Source organism: Streptomyces sp. NPDC000345 (genome assembly GCF_042898825.1).
In the GTDB taxonomy this organism is placed as follows: domain Bacteria; phylum Actinomycetota; class Actinomycetes; order Streptomycetales; family Streptomycetaceae; genus Streptomyces.
Genome location: NZ_JBIAZE010000001.1, coordinates 869,451 through 887,336, shown reverse-complemented (window position 1 = coordinate 887,336; position 17,886 = coordinate 869,451). Strand labels below are relative to the sequence as shown.

14 protein-coding genes are annotated in these 17,886 nt (G+C 69.7%); all 14 read left to right on the top strand.

The window, feature by feature from the left end; all coding sequences use genetic code 11:
• Window positions 1–6 precede the first annotated feature (6 nt).
• The 14 genes from ACFY30_RS04085 to recQ all read left to right on the top strand — a co-directional run bounded on the left by ACFY30_RS04085 (window position 7) and on the right by recQ (window position 17,860).
• Window positions 7–561, top strand: coding sequence for an NADH-quinone oxidoreductase subunit B family protein (locus tag ACFY30_RS04085; RefSeq protein WP_055635348.1), 555 nt, complete (start codon window positions 7–9; stop codon window positions 559–561).
• A complete protein-coding gene (locus tag ACFY30_RS04080; RefSeq protein ID WP_390843566.1) occupies window positions 558–1,319 on the top strand; it encodes an NADH-quinone oxidoreductase subunit C in 762 nt (253 codons plus the stop codon). The genes ACFY30_RS04085 and ACFY30_RS04080 overlap by 4 nt, the downstream gene beginning before the upstream one ends.
• Window positions 1,316–2,638, top strand: coding sequence for an NADH-quinone oxidoreductase subunit D (locus tag ACFY30_RS04075; protein ID WP_390843565.1), 1,323 nt, complete (start codon window positions 1,316–1,318; stop codon window positions 2,636–2,638). Before ACFY30_RS04080 ends, ACFY30_RS04075 begins: the two co-directional genes overlap by 4 nt.
• A complete protein-coding gene (nuoE, locus tag ACFY30_RS04070; protein WP_390843564.1) occupies window positions 2,635–3,522 on the top strand; it encodes an NADH-quinone oxidoreductase subunit NuoE in 888 nt (295 codons plus the stop codon). The genes ACFY30_RS04075 and nuoE overlap by 4 nt, the downstream gene beginning before the upstream one ends.
• Window positions 3,519–4,868: an NADH-quinone oxidoreductase subunit NuoF gene (gene nuoF / locus ACFY30_RS04065; protein WP_390843563.1), complete on the top strand. Its 1,350-nt coding sequence runs from the start codon at window positions 3,519–3,521 to the stop codon at window positions 4,866–4,868. Before nuoE ends, nuoF begins: the two co-directional genes overlap by 4 nt.
• A complete protein-coding gene (locus tag ACFY30_RS04060; RefSeq protein WP_390843562.1) occupies window positions 4,865–7,369 on the top strand; it encodes an NADH-quinone oxidoreductase subunit G in 2,505 nt (834 codons plus the stop codon). Before nuoF ends, ACFY30_RS04060 begins: the two co-directional genes overlap by 4 nt.
• A complete protein-coding gene (nuoH, locus tag ACFY30_RS04055; RefSeq protein ID WP_390843561.1) occupies window positions 7,366–8,727 on the top strand; it encodes an NADH-quinone oxidoreductase subunit NuoH in 1,362 nt (453 codons plus the stop codon). Before ACFY30_RS04060 ends, nuoH begins: the two co-directional genes overlap by 4 nt.
• Window positions 8,720–9,361, top strand: coding sequence for an NADH-quinone oxidoreductase subunit NuoI (gene nuoI / locus ACFY30_RS04050; RefSeq protein WP_390843560.1), 642 nt, complete (start codon window positions 8,720–8,722; stop codon window positions 9,359–9,361). The genes nuoH and nuoI overlap by 8 nt, the downstream gene beginning before the upstream one ends.
• Window positions 9,358–10,212, top strand: coding sequence for an NADH-quinone oxidoreductase subunit J (locus tag ACFY30_RS04045; protein ID WP_390843559.1), 855 nt, complete (start codon window positions 9,358–9,360; stop codon window positions 10,210–10,212). The genes nuoI and ACFY30_RS04045 overlap by 4 nt, the downstream gene beginning before the upstream one ends.
• Window positions 10,209–10,508 carry an NADH-quinone oxidoreductase subunit NuoK gene (gene nuoK, locus ACFY30_RS04040; protein WP_003974374.1) on the top strand — a complete coding sequence of 100 codons (300 nt, stop codon included), beginning with the start codon at window positions 10,209–10,211 and terminating at the stop codon, window positions 10,506–10,508. Before ACFY30_RS04045 ends, nuoK begins: the two co-directional genes overlap by 4 nt.
• 15 nt (window positions 10,509–10,523) lie before the next feature.
• Window positions 10,524–12,437, top strand: a complete 1,914-nt coding sequence (gene nuoL, locus ACFY30_RS04035) for an NADH-quinone oxidoreductase subunit L (RefSeq protein ID WP_390658039.1) — start codon at window positions 10,524–10,526, stop codon at window positions 12,435–12,437.
• Between the two features lie 5 nt (window positions 12,438–12,442).
• On the top strand, window positions 12,443–14,014 hold the full coding sequence (locus ACFY30_RS04030) for an NADH-quinone oxidoreductase subunit M (RefSeq protein WP_390843558.1): 1,572 nt from the start codon (window positions 12,443–12,445) through the stop codon (window positions 14,012–14,014).
• Window positions 14,011–15,669 (top strand): NADH-quinone oxidoreductase subunit NuoN, encoded by a 1,659-nt coding sequence (nuoN, locus tag ACFY30_RS04025; RefSeq protein ID WP_390843557.1) that lies wholly within the window; start codon window positions 14,011–14,013, stop codon window positions 15,667–15,669. The genes ACFY30_RS04030 and nuoN overlap by 4 nt, the downstream gene beginning before the upstream one ends.
• A 181-nt stretch (window positions 15,670–15,850) precedes the next feature.
• Entirely contained in the window at window positions 15,851–17,860 is a 2,010-nt protein-coding gene (gene recQ / locus ACFY30_RS04020) for a DNA helicase RecQ (protein WP_390843692.1), read from the top strand.
• The last annotated feature ends 26 nt before the right edge of the window (window positions 17,861–17,886 follow it).

Here is a 17,886-nt window from a genome sequence, read left to right as displayed (position 1 = left end):
TTAGTCATGGGACTCGAAGAAAAGCTGCCGAGCGGATTCCTGCTGACCACCGTCGAGCAGGCCGCGGGCTGGGTGCGCAAGGCGTCCGTCTTCCCCGCCACGTTCGGCCTCGCCTGCTGCGCCATCGAGATGATGACCACTGGCGCCGGCCGCTACGACCTGGCCCGCTTCGGCATGGAGGTCTTCCGCGGATCCCCGCGCCAGGCCGACCTCATGATCGTCGCCGGCCGGGTGAGCCAGAAGATGGCCCCGGTGCTGAGGCAGGTCTACGACCAGATGCCGAACCCGAAGTGGGTCATCTCCATGGGCGTGTGCGCGTCCTCGGGCGGCATGTTCAACAACTACGCGATCGTCCAGGGCGTCGACCACATCGTCCCCGTCGACATCTACCTCCCCGGCTGCCCGCCGCGCCCCGAGATGCTGATGGACGCGATCCTCAAGCTCCATCACAAGATCCAGAACTCCAAGCTGGGCGTGAACGCCGAGGAAGCGGCCCGCGAGGCGGAGGAAGCCGCGCTCAAGGCCCTGCCCACGATCGAGATGAAGGGGCTGCTGCGGTGAGCGACGCGAACGGCACCCATGGCGCGAACGGGTCGAACGGGGTGAACCCCGAGAAGGACCTCTCCGCCTCCAACCTCCCCGGCCAGCGCGGCCAGGGTGGCGAGGAGGTCCGCGTCCAGCGCGGCATGTTCGGCGCCAACAACGGAGGGGACACCTCCGGCTACGGCGGCCTGGTCCGCTCCGTCCGCCTTCCCGGCCCGGCCGCCCGGCCCTACGGCGGTTGGTTCGACGAGGTCGCCGACGAACTGGAAGGCGCCCTGGAGGAACAGGGTCTCCTCCCCGAGAACGCGATCGAGAAGACGGTCGTCGACCGCGGCGAGCTGACCTTCCACATCGAGCGTGAGCACCTGCTCCGCGTCGCCCGCACCCTGCGCGACGACCCGGCCCTGCGCTTCGAGCTCTGCACCGGCGTGAGCGGCGTGCACTACCCCAACGACAAGGGCCGCGAGCTGCACGCCGTCTACCACCTGCGCTCGATCACCCACAACCGGCTGATCCGCCTGGAGGTCAGCGCCCCGGACGCCGACCCGCACATCCCGTCCCTGGTCACCGTGTACCCGACCAACGACTGGCACGAGCGCGAGACGTACGACTTCTTCGGGATCGTCTTCGACGGTCACCCGGCCCTGACGCGGATCATGATGCCGGACGACTGGCAGGGCCACCCGCAGCGCAAGGACTATCCCCTCGGCGGCATCCCCGTCGAGTACAAGGGCGCCCAGATCCCGGCTCCGGACCAGCGGAGGTCGTACTCATGAGCACGTCACACGCTTCTCCCCGCGAGACCACCGAGGGCACCGTCTACACGGTCACCGGTGGCGACTGGGACGAGGTGGTCCAGTCCGCCGCCCGCGCCGACGACGAGCGCATCGTGGTCAACATGGGCCCCCAGCACCCCTCCACGCACGGCGTGCTCCGCCTCATCCTGGAGATCGAGGGCGAGACGGTCACCGAGGCCCGCTGCGGCATCGGCTACCTCCACACCGGCATCGAGAAGAACCTCGAGTTCCGCACATGGACGCAGGGCACCACGTTCGTGACGCGCATGGACTACCTGACGTCCTTCTTCAACGAGACCGCCTACTGTCTCGCCGTCGAGAAGCTCCTCGGCATCGAGGACCAGATTCCCGAGCGCGCCAAGATCATCCGAGTGCTCCTGATGGAGCTGAACCGGTTGTCCTCCCACCTGGTGTGCATCGCCACCGGCGGCATGGAACTCGGCGCCACCACGATCATGATCTACGGCTTCCGTGACCGCGAGATGATCCTCGACATCTACGAGCTCATCACGGGCCTCCGGATGAACCACGCGTACATCCGCCCCGGCGGACTCGCCCAGGACCTGCCGCCCGGCGCGGTCGACCAGATCCGCGAGTTCGTCAAGAAGATGCAGAAGAACCTCCCCGAGTACGACAAGCTCGCCACCGGGAACCCCATCTTCAAGGCGCGTATGCAGGACGTCGGCTACCTCGACCTGGCCGGCTGCATGGCCCTCGGCGCCACCGGCCCGATCCTGCGCTCCACCGGCCTGCCGCACGACCTGCGCAAGGCCCAGCCGTACTGCGACTACGAGACCTACGACTTCGACGTCCCGACCGCCGACTCCTGCGACTCCTACGGCCGCTTCCTGATCCGCCTGGAGGAGATGCGCCAGTCGCTGAGGATCGTCGAGCAGTGCCTGGACCGGCTGCAGCCCGGCCCGGTCATGGTGGGCGACAAGAAGATCGCCTGGCCCGCCCAGCTCGCCCTGGGACCGGACGGCCTGGGCAACTCCCTCGACCACATCAAGAAGATCATGGGCACCTCCATGGAGGCCCTGATCCACCACTTCAAGCTGGTCACCGAGGGTTTCCGCGTCCCGCCCGGACAGGCGTACGCGGCGGTCGAGTCGCCCAAGGGCGAACTAGGGGTGCTCGCCGTCTCCGACGGAGGCACCCGTCCCTACCGGGTCCACTTCCGGGACCCGTCCTTCACCAACCTGCAGGCCATGGCGGCGATGTGCGAGGGCGGCCAGGTCGCCGACGTCATCGTCGCCGTCGCGTCCATCGACCCCGTGATGGGAGGCGTCGACCGGTGACCACCTCTTCTTCCGAGCGGGGCGTCAGCCTGGGCATGCCCGAACTGCCCGCGCCCGCCTACCCGGACGACGTCCGGGCCCGGCTGGAGACGGACGCGCGCGCGATCGTCGCCCGCTACCCCGACTCCCGGTCCGCGCTCCTGCCGTTGCTGCATCTCGTGCAGTCGGAGGAGGGCCACGTCACGCGCACCGGGATGCAGTTCTGCGCGGACGTCCTGGGCCTGACCACGGCCGAGGTCACCGCGGTCGCCACCTTCTACACCATGTACCGCCGCCGGCCGAGCGGCGACTACCAGGTGGGGGTCTGCACCAACACCCTCTGCGCGGTGATGGGCGGCGACGCGATCTTCGAGTCCCTCCAGGAGTACCTCGGCGTCGGCAACGGCGAGACCACCGACGACGGAAAGATCACCCTGGAGCACATCGAGTGCAACGCGGCCTGCGACTTCGCGCCGGTCGTGATGGTCAACTGGGAGTTCTTCGACAACCAGACCGTGCAGAGCGCGAAGCGCCTGGTGGACGAGTTGCGGACCGGCCGCACGGTGTCGCCCACGCGCGGGGCGCCACTGTGCACCTTCAAGGAGACCGCCCGCATCCTGGCGGGCTTCCCCGACGAGCGGGACGGCGCCGTCGAGGCGAGCGGCAGCGCGGGACCGGCCTCGCTGACGGGCCTCCGCCTGGCCAGGGGAGAGACCGCACCCGCGCGCGTGGTCCACCCGCGTGACGGCGGGCCGCACGACGAGCCGCAGGACAGGGCGCCGAGCGGCGCGGCCGCGCGCGACGCGTCGCCGGCCGAGCACCTCAGTTCACATGACGCGCCGCAGGAGACATCGGCCTCCGACCCCGCCCACCCGGCAGGGCCTGCCGCCGAGGAGGGGGAGTGATGACCTTGGCACCCGAGCTGAAAGGCAGCAGCCCCGAGAAGCTGCTCGCACCCGTGCTGTCGGCCTTCTGGGACGAGGAGAGGTCCTGGTCGCTGGACGTCTACCGCAGGCACGAGGGGTACGAGGGGCTCCGCAAGGCGCTCCGCATGTCCCCGGACGAAGTGATCGCGTACGTCAAGGACTCCGGTCTGCGCGGGCGCGGCGGCGCGGGATTCCCGACGGGAATGAAATGGCAGTTCATCCCCCAGGGTGATGGAAAGCCGCACTATCTAGTTGTCAACGCCGACGAATCGGAGCCGGGAACCTGCAAGGACATCCCGCTCCTCTTCGCGAACCCGCACAGCCTCATCGAGGGCATGGTGATCGCGTGTTATGCCATCAGGTCTTCGCATGCCTTCATCTATCTGCGCGGTGAAGTCGTCCCTGTGCTGCGGCGGCTGCACGAGGCCGTGCGTGAGGCCTACGCGGCGGGCTACCTCGGCGAGAACATCCTGGGCAGCGGACTCGACCTCGAACTCACCGTGCACGCGGGCGCGGGTGCGTACATCTGCGGTGAGGAGACCGCGCTGCTGGACTCCCTCGAAGGCCGCCGTGGTCAACCGCGGCTTCGTCCCCCCTTTCCTGCGGTCGCGGGCCTCTATGCGTGCCCGACTGTCGTGAACAACGTCGAGTCCATCGCCTCGGTTCCCGCGATCCTGAAAAACGGGAAAGAATGGTTCAGGTCGATGGGCAGCGAGAAGTCCCCGGGCTTCACGCTCTACTCCCTCAGCGGCCATGTCGCGGGCCCCGGCCAGTACGAGGCCCCGCTCGGCATCACCCTCCGTCAGCTCCTCGAGATGAGCGGCGGCATGCGGCCGGGCCACCGCCTCAAGTTCTGGACACCGGGCGGTTCCTCGACCCCGATGTTCACCGACGAGCACCTCGACGTCCCTCTCGACTACGAAGGAGTGGGTGCCGCGGGTTCCATGCTCGGCACCAAAGCTCTGCAGTGTTTCGACGAGACGACCTGCGTGGTGCGGGCCGTCACCCGCTGGACCGAGTTCTACGCCCACGAGTCCTGCGGCAAGTGCACGCCCTGCCGCGAGGGCACCTACTGGCTCGTGCAGCTGCTGCGCGACATCGAGGCCGGCAAGGGCGTGATGTCCGACCTCGACAAGCTGAACGACATCGCCGACAACATCAACGGCAAGTCGTTCTGCGCCCTCGGCGACGGCGCCGCCTCGCCGATCTTCTCCTCGCTCAAGTACTTCCGCGAGGAGTACGAGCAGCACATCACCGGCCGGGGCTGCCCCTTCGACCCGGCGAAGTCGACGGCCTGGGCCGACCGCCCGGAGGTGAACGCATGACCGTGACCACCAGCGCTCCCTCGGGAGGGGGAGAGGCGGCGGTCCCGCCGGAAGATCTCGTGACGCTGACGATCGACGGCGCGGAGATCAGCGTGCCCAAGGGCACCCTGGTCATCCGGGCCGCCGAGCAGCTCGGCATCGAGATCCCCCGCTTCTGCGACCACCCCCTCCTCGACCCGGCCGGCGCCTGCCGCCAGTGCATCGTCGAGGTCGAGGGCCAGCGCAAGCCGATGGCGTCCTGCACGATCACCTGCACCGACGGCATGGTGGTGAAGACCCACCTCACCTCACCGGCCGCGGAGAAGGCCCAGCACGGTGTGATGGAGCTGCTCCTCATCAACCACCCGCTGGACTGCCCGGTCTGCGACAAGGGCGGCGAGTGCCCCCTGCAGAACCAGGCGATGTCGCACGGCAACGCCGAGTCCCGCTTCGAGGGCCGCAAGCGGACGTACGAGAAGCCCGTGCCGATCTCCACGCAGGTGCTGCTCGACCGCGAGCGGTGCGTGCTGTGCGCCCGCTGCACCCGCTTCTCCCACCAGATCGCCGGCGACCCGATGATCGAGCTGATCGAGCGGGGCGCGCTGCAGCAGGTCGGCACCGGTGAGGGCGACCCGTTCGAGTCGTACTTCTCCGGCAACACCATCCAGATCTGCCCGGTCGGCGCCCTCACCTCGGCGGCGTACCGATTCCGCTCCCGCCCCTTCGACCTGGTCTCCTCGCCCTCGGTGTGCGAACACTGCTCCGGCGGCTGCGCCACCCGCACCGACCACCGGCGCGGCAAGGTCATGCGCCGCCTGGCGTCGAACGACCCCGAGGTCAACGAGGAGTGGATCTGCGACAAGGGGCGGTTCGCGTTCCGGTACGCGCAGCAGCGCGACCGGCTCGACACGCCCCTGGTGCGCAACGCCGAGGGCGACCTGGAACCGGCGTCCTGGCCGGAGGCGCTGCAGATCGCCGCACAGGGACTGCTCGCCTCGCGCGGCAGGACCGGTGTGCTGACCGGCGGCCGCCTCACCATCGAGGACGCGTACGCGTACAGCAAGTTCGCGCGCGTGGCCCTCGGCACCAACGACATCGACTTCCGCGCCCGCGTGCACAGCACCGAGGAGGCCGACTTCCTCGCGGCCCGGGTGGCCGGCCGGGGCCGTGACCTCGACGGGACGGGCGTCACGTACACCTCCTTGGAGAAGGCGCCCGCCGTTCTGCTGGCCGGGTTCGAGTCCGAGGAGGAGGCGCCCGGCGTCTTCCTGAGGCTGCGCAAGGCCTGGCGCAAGCACGGACAGAAGGTGTTCTCGCTGGCCACGCACGTCACGCGCGGCCTGGAGAAGGCGGGCGGCACCCTGCTGCCGGCCGCTCCGGGCACCGAGACCGAGTGGCTGGACGCGCTCGCCGGTGGCGTCGGCCTGGACGAGGCGGGCAGCACGGCCGCCGCGGCGCTGCGCACCGAGGGCGCGGTGATCGTCGTGGGAGAGCGGCTGGCGGCCGTGGCCGGCGGCCTGACCGCCGCCGTACGGGCCGCCAACGCCACCGGGGCCTCGCTGGTGTGGATCCCGCGCCGGGCGGGGGAGCGGGGCGCGATCGAGGCGGGTGCGCTGCCGTCGCTGCTGCCGGGCGGCCGCCCGGCCACCGACCCGCGCGCGCGGGAGGAGGTCGCGGCCCTCTGGGGGCTCGCCGAACTCCCGCACCGCTACGGCCGTGACACGGGCGCGATCGTCGAGGCCGCCGCGTCCGGCGAACTGCAGGCGCTGCTCGTCGCCGGCGTGGAGGTCACCGACCTGCCCGATCCGGCACGCGCGCGTGAGGCGCTCGCCGAGGCCGGCTTCGTGGTGTCGCTGGAGCTGCGGCCCAGTGAGATCACGCGGCAGGCGGACGTCGTCCTTCCGGTGGCCGCGGTCGCCGAGAAGGCGGGCACCTTCCTCAACTGGGAGGGCCGGGTCCGCTTCTTCGAGGCCGCGCTCAAGCCCGACCAGATGACCCGCCGCCCGGCACCGTCCGACGCGCGCGTGCTGCAGATGCTCGCCGATGCGATGGACGTCCACCTGGGCCTGCCGGACCTGCGCACCGCGCGTGCGGAGCTGGACCGGCTCGGCGCCTGGGACGGCCCGCGCGGCACCGAACCCCTGGAGACCGCGGGGGTGCTGCCGAGGCCCGCCGCGGGGGAGGCGGTACTGGCCGGGCACCGGCTGCTGCTCGACCAGGGCGTCCTCCAGCAGGGCGACGAGGCGCTCGCCGGGACGCGGCACGCGGCACACGCGCGCGTGTCGGCCGCCACGGCCGCGGAGGCGGGCGTCGAGGACGGCGACGTCCTCGCCGTCACCGGCGCCCACGGAGTGGTCGAACTCCCGCTGCGGGTCACCGAGATGCCCGACCGGGTGGTCTGGCTCCCGCTGAACTCCGCCGGCGCGGGTGTCGCCTCCGACGCCGGGGCCACACCCGGCTCCCTCGTCCGCATCGGTCCGGCGACGCCGGCCGCCGAAGCCCCCAAGGAGGTGGAGGCATGAACCCGTATCTCGCCGCTGAAGACCTCTCGATGTTCGGCCGCGATCCCTGGTGGCTGGTCGTCGTCAAGGCCGTGTTCTGCTTCGCCTTCCTGATGCTGACCGTGCTGTTCTCCATCGTGTGGGAGCGCAAGGTCGTCGCCTGGATGCAGCTGCGCATCGGACCCAACCGGCACGGCCCCTGGGGCATGCTCCAGTCGCTCGCCGACGGCATCAAGCTGATGCTGAAGGAAGACCTCATCGTCAAGCGCGCCGACAAGGTGGTGTACGTCCTCGCGCCGATCGTCGCGGCCATCCCGGCCTTCATGGCGATCGCGGTGATCCCCTTCGGCCCGGCCGGCAACGAGATCTCGATCTTCGGCCAGCGCACCACGATGCAGCTCACCGACCTGCCGATCGCGGTGCTCTACATCCTCGCGGTCGCCTCGGTCGGCATCTACGGCATCGTCCTGGCGGGGTGGAGCTCCGGATCCACCTACCCCCTGCTGGGCGGTCTGCGCTCCTGCGCCCAGATGATCTCGTACGAGATCGCCATGGGTGCCGCGTTCGCCTCGGTGTTCCTCTACTCGGGGTCGATGTCGACGTCGACGATCGTCGAGCAGCAGCAGGACCGCTGGTACGTCATCCTGCTGCCGGTCTCCTTCGTCCTCTACATCATCACGATGGTCGGCGAGACCAACCGCGCCCCCTTCGACATGCCGGAGTCCGAGGGCGACCTGGTCGGCGGTTTCAACACCGAGTACTCGTCGATCAAGTTCGCGATGTTCATGCTCGCCGAGTACGTGAACATGGTGACGGTCTCGGCGGTGGCGACCACCCTGTTCCTCGGCGGCTGGCGGGCACCCTGGCCGGTCAGCGCCTTCTGGGAGGGCGCGAACCACGGCTGGTGGCCGATGCTCTGGTTCGTCGTCAAGGTCCAGCTGCTGCTGTTCTTCTTCATCTGGCTGCGCGGCACGCTCCCCCGCGTCCGCTACGACCAGCTGATGAAGCTCGGCTGGAAGGTCCTCATCCCGGTGTCGGTGACGTGGCTGATGCTCGTCGCGACCGTGCGGACCCTGCGCAACGAGAACTACGACTTCGCCGACATCGCCCTCTACGTCGGCGGCGGTGTCCTGCTCCTGCTGCTGCTCTCCTTCGTCGTGGACATGTTCCGCGGCGGCGGGAAGGAGGCGCAGGCTCCCGCCGAACCCGCCGGCTTCGACCCGATGGCGGGCGGGTTCCCCGTCCCGCCGCTGCCCGGACAGGAGCTTCCGCCGGTGCCCAGGCGCCGTCCGCGCCGGGAGCGGGAGCTGATTGTCAGTGGCGGGTCGGACACTGTCAGTGACGGATCGCTGGATGGAAAGGAGGCGTCCGATGGCTGAGGAGCCCCAGGAGACCAAGCCCGGTTTCCAGAACCCCGTGGCCGGCTTCGGCGTGACCTTCAAGGCCATGTTCAAGAAGCGGCTGACCGAGCAGTACCCGGAGCAGCAGAAGACCACGGCTCCGCGGTTCCACGGACGGCACCAGCTCAACCGCCATCCGGACGGCCTGGAGAAATGCGTCGGCTGCGAGCTGTGCGCCTGGGCCTGCCCCGCCGACGCGATCTACGTCGAGGGCGCGGACAACACCGACGAGGAACGCTACTCGCCGGGTGAGCGGTACGGGCGGGTGTACCAGATCAACTACGCCCGCTGCATCCTGTGCGGTCTGTGCATCGAGGCCTGCCCCACCCGCGCGTTGACGATGACGAACGAGTTCGAGCTCGCCGACTCCAGCCGCGCCAACCTGATCTACACCAAGGAGCAGCTGCTGGCCGGCCTCGACGAGGGCATGGTCGACACGCCGCACGCGATCTACCCGGGGACGGACGAGCAGGACTACTACCGGGGGCTGGTCACCGAGGCCGCGCCCGGTACGGAGCGCCAGGTGGCCGTCTCCAAGGGAGAGGTGCCCCAGGAGGCCGCCTCCACCTCCGGTGAGGGCGAGCCCGCCTCGGAGGAGGTGATCCGCCGATGAGCGCGCAACTCGCCGCCTACTCCACCTCCACCGGCGAGGCCTTCCAGTTCTGGGTGCTCGGCACCGTCGCCGTGCTCGGCGCCCTGTGCACCGTCTTCATGAAGAAGGCCGTGCACAGCGCGCTCTGTCTCGCCGGCACCATGATCATCCTGGCGATCTTCTACCTCGCCAACGGCGCCTACTTCCTGGGCATCGTCCAGATCGTCGTCTACACGGGCGCGATCATGATGCTGTTCCTGTTCGTGGTGATGCTCGTCGGCGTCACCGCTGCGGACTCCCTGAAGGAGACCATCAAGGGACAGCGCTGGCTGGCCCTGGTGTGCGGCCTCGGCTTCGGCATCCTGCTGATCGCCGGCATCGGCAACGCCTCCCTGACGGAGTTCACCGGTCTCTCCCAGGCCAACGCGAACGGCAACGTGGAGGGCCTCGCCGCCCTGATCTTCACCAAGTACGTCTTCGCCTTCGAGATCACCGGCGCCCTGCTGATCACGGCCGCCGTCGGCGCCATGGTGCTCACCCACCGCGAGCGCACCGAGCGCGCCAGGACCCAGCGGGAGATGGCCGAACAGCGGGTCCGGGAGGGCAAGCACGTACCGCCGCTGCCCGCGCCCGGCGTGTACGCGCGGCACAACGCCGTGGACGTCGCGGGCCTGCTGCCCGACGGCACCCCGTCGGACCTCACGGTCAGCAGCACGCTGCGCGAACGCGGTCAGATCCGGGACGTGTCCACCGAGGCGCTGAACGACCTCAAGGCGCTGCAGCGGCGCGCCGAGGAGCGCCTCGAGCGTGACGCGATCGAACCGCCGCAGCTCAAGGGGAACTCCCGGCGGACCGAGGAGGCGTCGAAGTGAACCCGGTCAACTACCTCTACCTCGCCGCCCTGTTGTTCACGATCGGCGCGACCGGCGTGCTGATCCGGCGCAACGCGATCGTCGTGTTCATGTGCATCGAGCTGATGCTCAACGCCTGCAACCTCGCGTTCGTCGCCTTCTCCCGGATGCACGGCAATCTCGACGGCCAGATCATCGCCTTCTTCACGATGGTCGTCGCCGCCGCGGAGGTCGTGGTGGGACTCGCGATCATCGTGTCGCTGTTCCGTTCCCGCCACTCGGCCTCGGTCGACGACGCCAGCCTGATGAAGCTGTAAGGGGTCGGAAGAATCGTGGAGAACCTGATTGCGCTGCTGATCGCGGCGCCCCTGCTCGGAGCGGCCGTCCTTCTGGTCGGCGGCCGCCGGCTCGACGCCGTCGGCCACTGGATCGGCACGCTCCTGTCGGCCGTCTCCTTCGTGTTCGGCCTCGTCCTCTTCGGCGACCTGCTCAGCAGGAGCGCCGAGGACCGCACGCTCACCCAGCACCTGTACTCCTGGATCCCGGTCGAGGGCTTCCAGGCGGACGTCGCCTTCCGCCTGGACCAGCTGTCGATGACCTTCGTGCTGCTGATCACGGGCGTCGGCTCGCTGATCCACCTGTACTCGGTCGGGTACATGGAGCACGACGAGCGGCGCCGCCGCTTCTTCGGCTACCTCAACCTGTTCCTCGCGGCGATGCTGCTGCTCGTCCTCGCCGACAACTACCTGCTGCTGTACGTCGGCTGGGAGGGTGTCGGTCTCGCCTCCTACCTGCTCATCGGCTTCTGGCAGCACAAGCCCAGCGCGGCCACCGCGGCGAAGAAGGCCTTCCTGGTCAACCGCGTCGGCGACATGGGCCTGTCGATCGCCATCATGCTGATGTTCACCACCTTCGGGACCTTCGCCTTCGGCCCGCTGCTCGGGACGGAAGGAGAACCCGGCATCGCCGGGGACGCGACCGAGGGCAGGCTCACCGCCATCGCCCTGATGCTGCTGCTCGCCGCCTGCGGCAAGTCCGCCCAGGTGCCGCTGCAGTCCTGGCTCGGGGACGCCATGGAGGGCCCGACCCCGGTCTCCGCCCTGATCCACGCGGCGACGATGGTGACCGCCGGTGTGTACCTGATCGTCCGCTCGGCGGCGATCTTCAACGGCGCCCCCGACGCCCAGCTCGTCGTCACCGTCGTCGGAGCCGTCACGCTCCTGTTCGGTGCGATCGTCGGTTGCGCCAAGGACGACATCAAGAAGGCGCTGGCCGGTTCGACCATGTCGCAGATCGGCTACATGGTGCTGGCCGCGGGCCTCGGCCCCATCGGCTACGTCTTCGCGATCATGCACCTGGTGACGCACGGCTTCTTCAAGGCCGGGCTGTTCCTCGGCGCCGGCTCGGTCATGCACGGCATGAACGACGAGGTCGACATGAGGAAGTACGGCGGCCTGCGCACGTACATGCCGATCACCTTCGTCACCTTCGGCCTCGGCTACCTCGCCATCATCGGTTTCCCGGGCCTGTCCGGCTTCTTCTCCAAGGACAAGATCATCGAGGCGGCCTTCGCCAAGGGCGGCACCGAGGGCTGGATCCTCGGCGCGTGCGCCCTGCTGGGCGCGGCCATCACCGCGTACTACATGACGCGCGTGATGCTGATGACGTTCTTCGGCGAGAAGCGCTGGCAGCCCGACGCCGACGGCCATGAGCCGCACCCGCACGAGTCGCCCAAGGTCATGACGATCCCCATGATCGTGCTGGCCTTCGGCTCGGTCTTCGCGGGCGGCTTCTTCAGCATCGGCGACCGCTTCCTGCACTGGCTCGAGCCGGTCACCGGCCACTCGCACGGCGACTCTCCGGTCAGCGCCCTCACCGTCACCCTCTCCACGATGGTGGTCCTGGTGATCGGCGTGGCCGTCGCCTACGCCCAGTACGGCCGCCGCCCGGTCCCGGTCGTCGCCCCCCGCGGGTCGTTGCTCACCCGGGCCGCCCGCCGCGACCTCCTGCAGGACGACTTCAACCACGTCGTCCTGGTCCGCGGCGGCGAGCACCTCACGCGCTCCCTGGTGTACGTCGACCACACCCTGGTCGACGGCGTCGTCAACGGCACGGCGGCCTCGGTCGGCGGCCTCTCCGGACGGCTGCGCCGACTGCAGAACGGCTTTGCGCGGTCGTACGCGGTCTCGATGTTCGGCGGTGCGGCGCTTCTCATCGCCGCGACCCTGCTGATGAGGGCGGTCTGATACCGATGTCCTTTCCCCTGCTGACAGCGACGGCGGCGCTCCCGGCGATCGGGGCGGTCGCCACGGCCGCCGTCCCGGCCGCCCGGCGCAACGCCGCCAAATCGCTGGCCCTGCTCGTCTCGCTCGGCACCCTCGCCCTGGCGGTCGCCGTCCTGGTCCGCTTCGACCCGGACGGCAGCCGCTACCAGCTCACCGAATCCCACTCCTGGATCAAGGACTTCGGGGTCCGCTACGAACTGGGCGTGGACGGCATCGCGGTGGCCCTCGTCGCGCTCACCGCGCTGCTGATCCCGTTCATCATCCTGGCGGGGTGGCACGACGCCGACCCGCTGGAGACCGGCAGCCGCCGCTGGCGGCCCACCCAGGGCTTCTTCGCCCTGATCCTGGCCGTCGAGGCGATGGTGATCCTCTCCTTCGAGGCCACCGACGTCTTCCTCTTCTACATCTTCTTCGAAGCCATGCTGATCCCGATGTACTTCCTCATCGGCGGCTTCGGGGACCGGGCCCACGAGCACGGCGAGGAGACGGCGTCCACGCAACGGTCGTACGCGGCCGTGAAGTTCCTGCTCTACAACCTGGTCGGCGGTCTGATCATGCTGGCCGCGGTGATCGGGCTGTACGTGGTGGCCGGGAGCTTCTCGCTCACCGAGATCGCCGAGGCCCGCGCGAGCGGTTCGCTGGACATGGCGACGAACACCGAACGCTGGCTGTTCCTCGGCTTCTTCTTCGCCTTCGCGGTGAAGGCGCCGCTGTGGCCGCTGCACACCTGGCTGCCCAACGCCATGGGTGAGGCCACCGCCCCGGTCGCCGTCCTCATCACGGCGGTCGTCGACAAGGTGGGCACCTTCGCGATGCTCCGCTTCTGCCTCCAGCTCTTCCCGGAGGCCAGCAAGTGGGCGACACCCGCCATCCTCGTGCTGGCGGTGATCAGCATCATCTACGGCGCGCTGCTCGCCGTCGGCCAGCGCGACATCAAGCGGCTGGTGGCGTACGCGTCGATCTCGCACTTCGGCTTCATCATCATGGGCATCTTCGCGATGACGAGCCAGGGCCAGTCCGGCGCCACGCTCTACATGGTCAACCACGGCATCTCGACGGCCGCCCTGATGCTGGTCGCCGGGTTCCTGATCTCCCGGCGCGGCTCGCGGCTCATCGCCGACTACGGCGGAGTGCAGAAGGTGGCCCCGGTGCTCGCCGGCACCTTCCTGATCGGCGGTCTGGCGACGCTGTCGCTGCCCGGCCTCGCGCCGTTCGTGAGCGAGTTCCTGGTCCTGGTCGGCACGTTCGCGCGCTACCCGGCGATCGGCATCGTCGCCACCTTCGGCATCGTGCTCGCCGCGCTCTACACCCTCGTCCTCTACCAGCGGACGATGACGGGACCGGTGAAGCCGGAGGTCTCCGCGATGCCCGACCTCCGCGCGCGTGAGCTGGCGGTCGTCGCCCCGCTGATCGTGCTGCTGATCTTCCTGGGCGTCTACCCGAAGCCCGTCACGGACATCGTCAACCCGGCGGTCAAACAGACCCTGTCCGACGTACACGAGAAGGACCCCCGGCCCGAGGTGGAGGCGGCCAAGTGAGCGCATCAGCCGTCCACAGCCTGTGGACAACAGCGGCCGGCGCGGCCGACCCGATCGCGAAGATCGACGCGCCCAAGATCGAATACGGGCAATTGTCGCCCACCTTGATCGTCGTGGGCGCGGCGATCGTCGGGGTGCTCGTCGAGGCGTTCGTGCCGCGCAAGCACCGCTACTACGCACAGCTGTTCGTGTCCGTCGTGGCGCTGGCCGCCGCGTTCGCCGCGGTCGTCGCCCTCGCCGCGGACGGGTACGGCACCACCAAGGCGCGCATCGCCGCGATGGGTGCGATCGCGGTCGACGGACCCGCCCTCTTCCTTCAGGGCACGATCCTGCTGGCCGCCCTGGTCGGCCTGTTCACCTTCGCCGAACGCCGCCTCGACCCCGAGACCCACGGCAACCGGGTCGACTCCTTCGCCGCCCAGGCCGCCTCCGTGCCCGGCAGCGACAGCGAGAAAGCCGCGGTCAAGGCCGGTTTCACCACCACCGAGGTCTTCCCGCTGCTGCTGTTCGCGGTCGCCGGCATGCTGGTCTTCCCGTCGGCCAACGACCTGCTGACCCTCTTCATCGCGCTGGAAGTCTTCTCGCTCCCGCTGTACCTGCTGTGCGCCCTGGCCCGCCGCAAGCGGCTCATGTCGCAGGAGGCCGCGGTCAAGTACTTCCTGCTCGGCGCGTTCGCCTCCGCGTTCACCCTCTTCGGCATCGCCCTGCTGTACGGCTACGCGGGCTCCGTCTCGTACGCGACCATCTCGCAGGTCGTCGACGGCACCGTCAAGAACGTCAACCCGGCGCTCGCCGACACCATGGGCAACGACGCGCTGCTGCTCATCGGCACCGCGATGATCGTCATGGGCCTGCTGTTCAAGGTGGGCGCGGTGCCCTTCCACATGTGGACGCCCGACGTCTACCAGGGCGCGCCCACGCCGGTCACCGGCTTCATGGCCGCGGCGACCAAGGTGGCCGCGTTCGGCGCGCTGCTGCGCGTCCTCTACGTCGTCCTGCCCGGCCTGCGCTGGGACTGGCGGCCGGTGATGTGGGGCGTCGCGATCATCACCATGCTGGGCGGCGCGATCGTCGCGATCACCCAGACCGACATCAAGAGGCTGCTGGCGTACTCGTCCATCGCGCACGCCGGATTCATCCTCGCGGGTGTCATCGCGACCACCCCCGACGGCGTCTCCTCCGTCCTCTTCTACCTGGCCGCGTACTCCTTCGTGACGATCGGCGCGTTCGCGGTGGTCACGCTCGTCCGCGACGCCGGCGGCGAGGCGACCCACCTGTCGAAGTGGGCCGGGCTCGGCCGGCGCTCCCCGCTGGTGGCGGCCGTGTTCGCGGTGTTCCTGCTGGCCTTCGCCGGTATCCCGCTGACCTCCGGGTTCGCCGGGAAGTTCGCCGTCTTCAAGGCGGCCGCGGAGGGCGGGGCCGCGCCGCTGGTCGTGGTCGGCGTGATCTCCTCGGCGATCGCCGCGTTCTTCTACATCCGCGTGATCGTGCTGATGTTCTTCAGCGAGCCGCGGCCCGAGGGCCCGACCGTCGCCGTCCCGTCGCCGCTGACGATGACGGCGATCGGCGTGGGCGTCGCGGTCACGCTGGTGCTGGGTGTGGCGCCGCAGTACTTCCTGGACCTGGCGAACCAGGCCGGGGTGTTCGTGCGCTGAGTCGCGCGGTGCCCGCGCGGTGGGCCCGGTCCTTGGGAGGGGGCCGGGCCCACCGTCGTGTCCGGTGACCGGAGTTTTACACAGGGTGACCGGGCCGGGTCTGTGGATAACTCCGGCCCTGTCAGTCCGGGCCCCTATCGTGGAGGCAGTGGTCGAGGGACGACGTACGGGGGACGAGGCGATGGGCGGGACGGGTGGGATCAGCGAGATGACAGGGATCACCGGGGCACCGGGGCGGACGGAGAGCGAGGCCCTGGCCGCGCTGCACCGGGTCTTCGGGTACGAGGCCTTCCGGGGCGAACAGGAAGCGGTCATCGAGCATGTGGTGGCCGGCGGGGACGCGGTCGTCCTCATGCCGACCGGCGGCGGCAAGTCGCTCTGTTACCAGATCCCCGCCCTGGTCAGACCCGGTACGGGAGTGGTCGTCTCCCCGCTGATCGCGCTCATGCAGGACCAGGTGGACGCGCTCCGCGCGCTCGGCGTGCGCGCCGGGTTCATGAACTCCACGCAGGACTTCGACGAGCGGCGCGTGGTCGAGGCCGAGTTCCTCGCGGGCGAGCTGGACCTGCTGTACCTGGCTCCCGAGCGGCTGCGCCTGGACTCCTCGCTGGATCTGCTCTCCCGCGGCAAGATCTCGGTGTTCGCGATCGACGAGGCGCACTGCGTGTCCCAGTGGGGCCACGACTTCCGGCCGGACTACCTGTCCCTCTCCCTGCTGGGAGAGCGCTGGCCGGAGGTCCCCCGTATCGCGCTCACGGCGACGGCCACGCGCGCGACGCACGAGGAGCTCACCCAGCGGCTGAACATGCCGGCCGCCCGGCACTTCGTGGCGAGCTTCGACCGGCCCAACATCCAGTACCGGATCGTGCCCAAGGCCGATCCCAAGAAGCAGCTGCTGGCCTTCCTGCGCGAGGAGCACGCGGGCGACGCGGGCATCGTGTACTGCCTCTCGCGCAACTCGGTCGAGAAGACCGCCGAGTTCCTCACCCGCAACGGCGTCGAGGCGGTCCCGTACCACGCGGGCCTGGACGCGGGCACGCGCGCGGCGCACCAGTCCCGGTTCCTGCGGGAGGAGGGCCTGGTCGTCTGCGCGACCATCGCCTTCGGCATGGGCATCGACAAGCCGGACGTCCGTTTCGTCGCCCATCTCGACCTGCCCAAGTCGATCGAGGGCTATTACCAGGAGACGGGCCGGGCCGGCCGCGACGGCCTCCCGTCCACCGCGTGGATGGCCTACGGCCTCAACGACGTCATACAGCAGCGCAAGCTGATCCAGTCCGGTGAGGGCGACGAGGCGTTCCGCAGGCGGGCCGCCGCCCATCTGGACTCGATGCTGGCGCTGTGCGAGACCGCCCAGTGCCGTCGCGGTCAGCTCCTCGCCTACTTCGGGCAGGAGCCGGACCCGGCGGGCTGCGGCAACTGCGACACCTGTCTCGCCCCGCCGGAGACCTGGGACGGCACGGTCGCCGCTCAGAAGGTGCTGTCGACGGTGGTGCGGCTCCAGCGGGAGCGCGGCCAGAAGTTCGGCGCGGTGCAGATCGTCGACATCCTGCTCGGCAAGCGCACGGGCAAGGTCATCCAGTTCGACCACGACCAGCTGTCCGTGTTCGGCATCGGCGAGGAGCTCACCGAGGGCGAATGGCGCGGCGTCGTCCGCCAGTTGCTGGCGCAGGGGCTGCTCGCGGTCGAGGGGGAGTACGGCACCCTGGTACTGACCGAGGCCAGCGGAGCGGTACTGCGGCGCGAGCGCGAGGTGCCGCTGCGCAAGGAGCCGAAGAAGCCGGTCGCACCCAAGGCGTCCGGCTCGTCCTCCTCCGGCAAGGGCAAGGCCAGGGCGGCCGTCGCCGAGCTGCCGGAGGACCTGCTCCCCGCCTTCGAGGCCCTGCGCGCCTGGCGCGCCGAACAGGCCCGCGAGCAGGGCGTCCCGGCATACGTCATCTTCCACGACGCGACGCTCAGGGAGATCGTCACCGCCTGGCCGACCTCGGTGCAGCAGCTCGGCGGCATCAGCGGCGTCGGCGAGAAGAAGCTGGCCACGTACGGCGAGGGCGTCGTCGCGGTCCTGGCGGAACTGAGCGGCGGGCCGGGCGCGGGCGGCGAGAAGGACGCCACCCGGGCACAGGCCGGCGCCGCAGACGACGACCACTGGCCCGAGATGGACGCGGAGCCCGAGCCGGACGACTGGATATAGACGCCGGGCGACGGGACGGGCGAGGA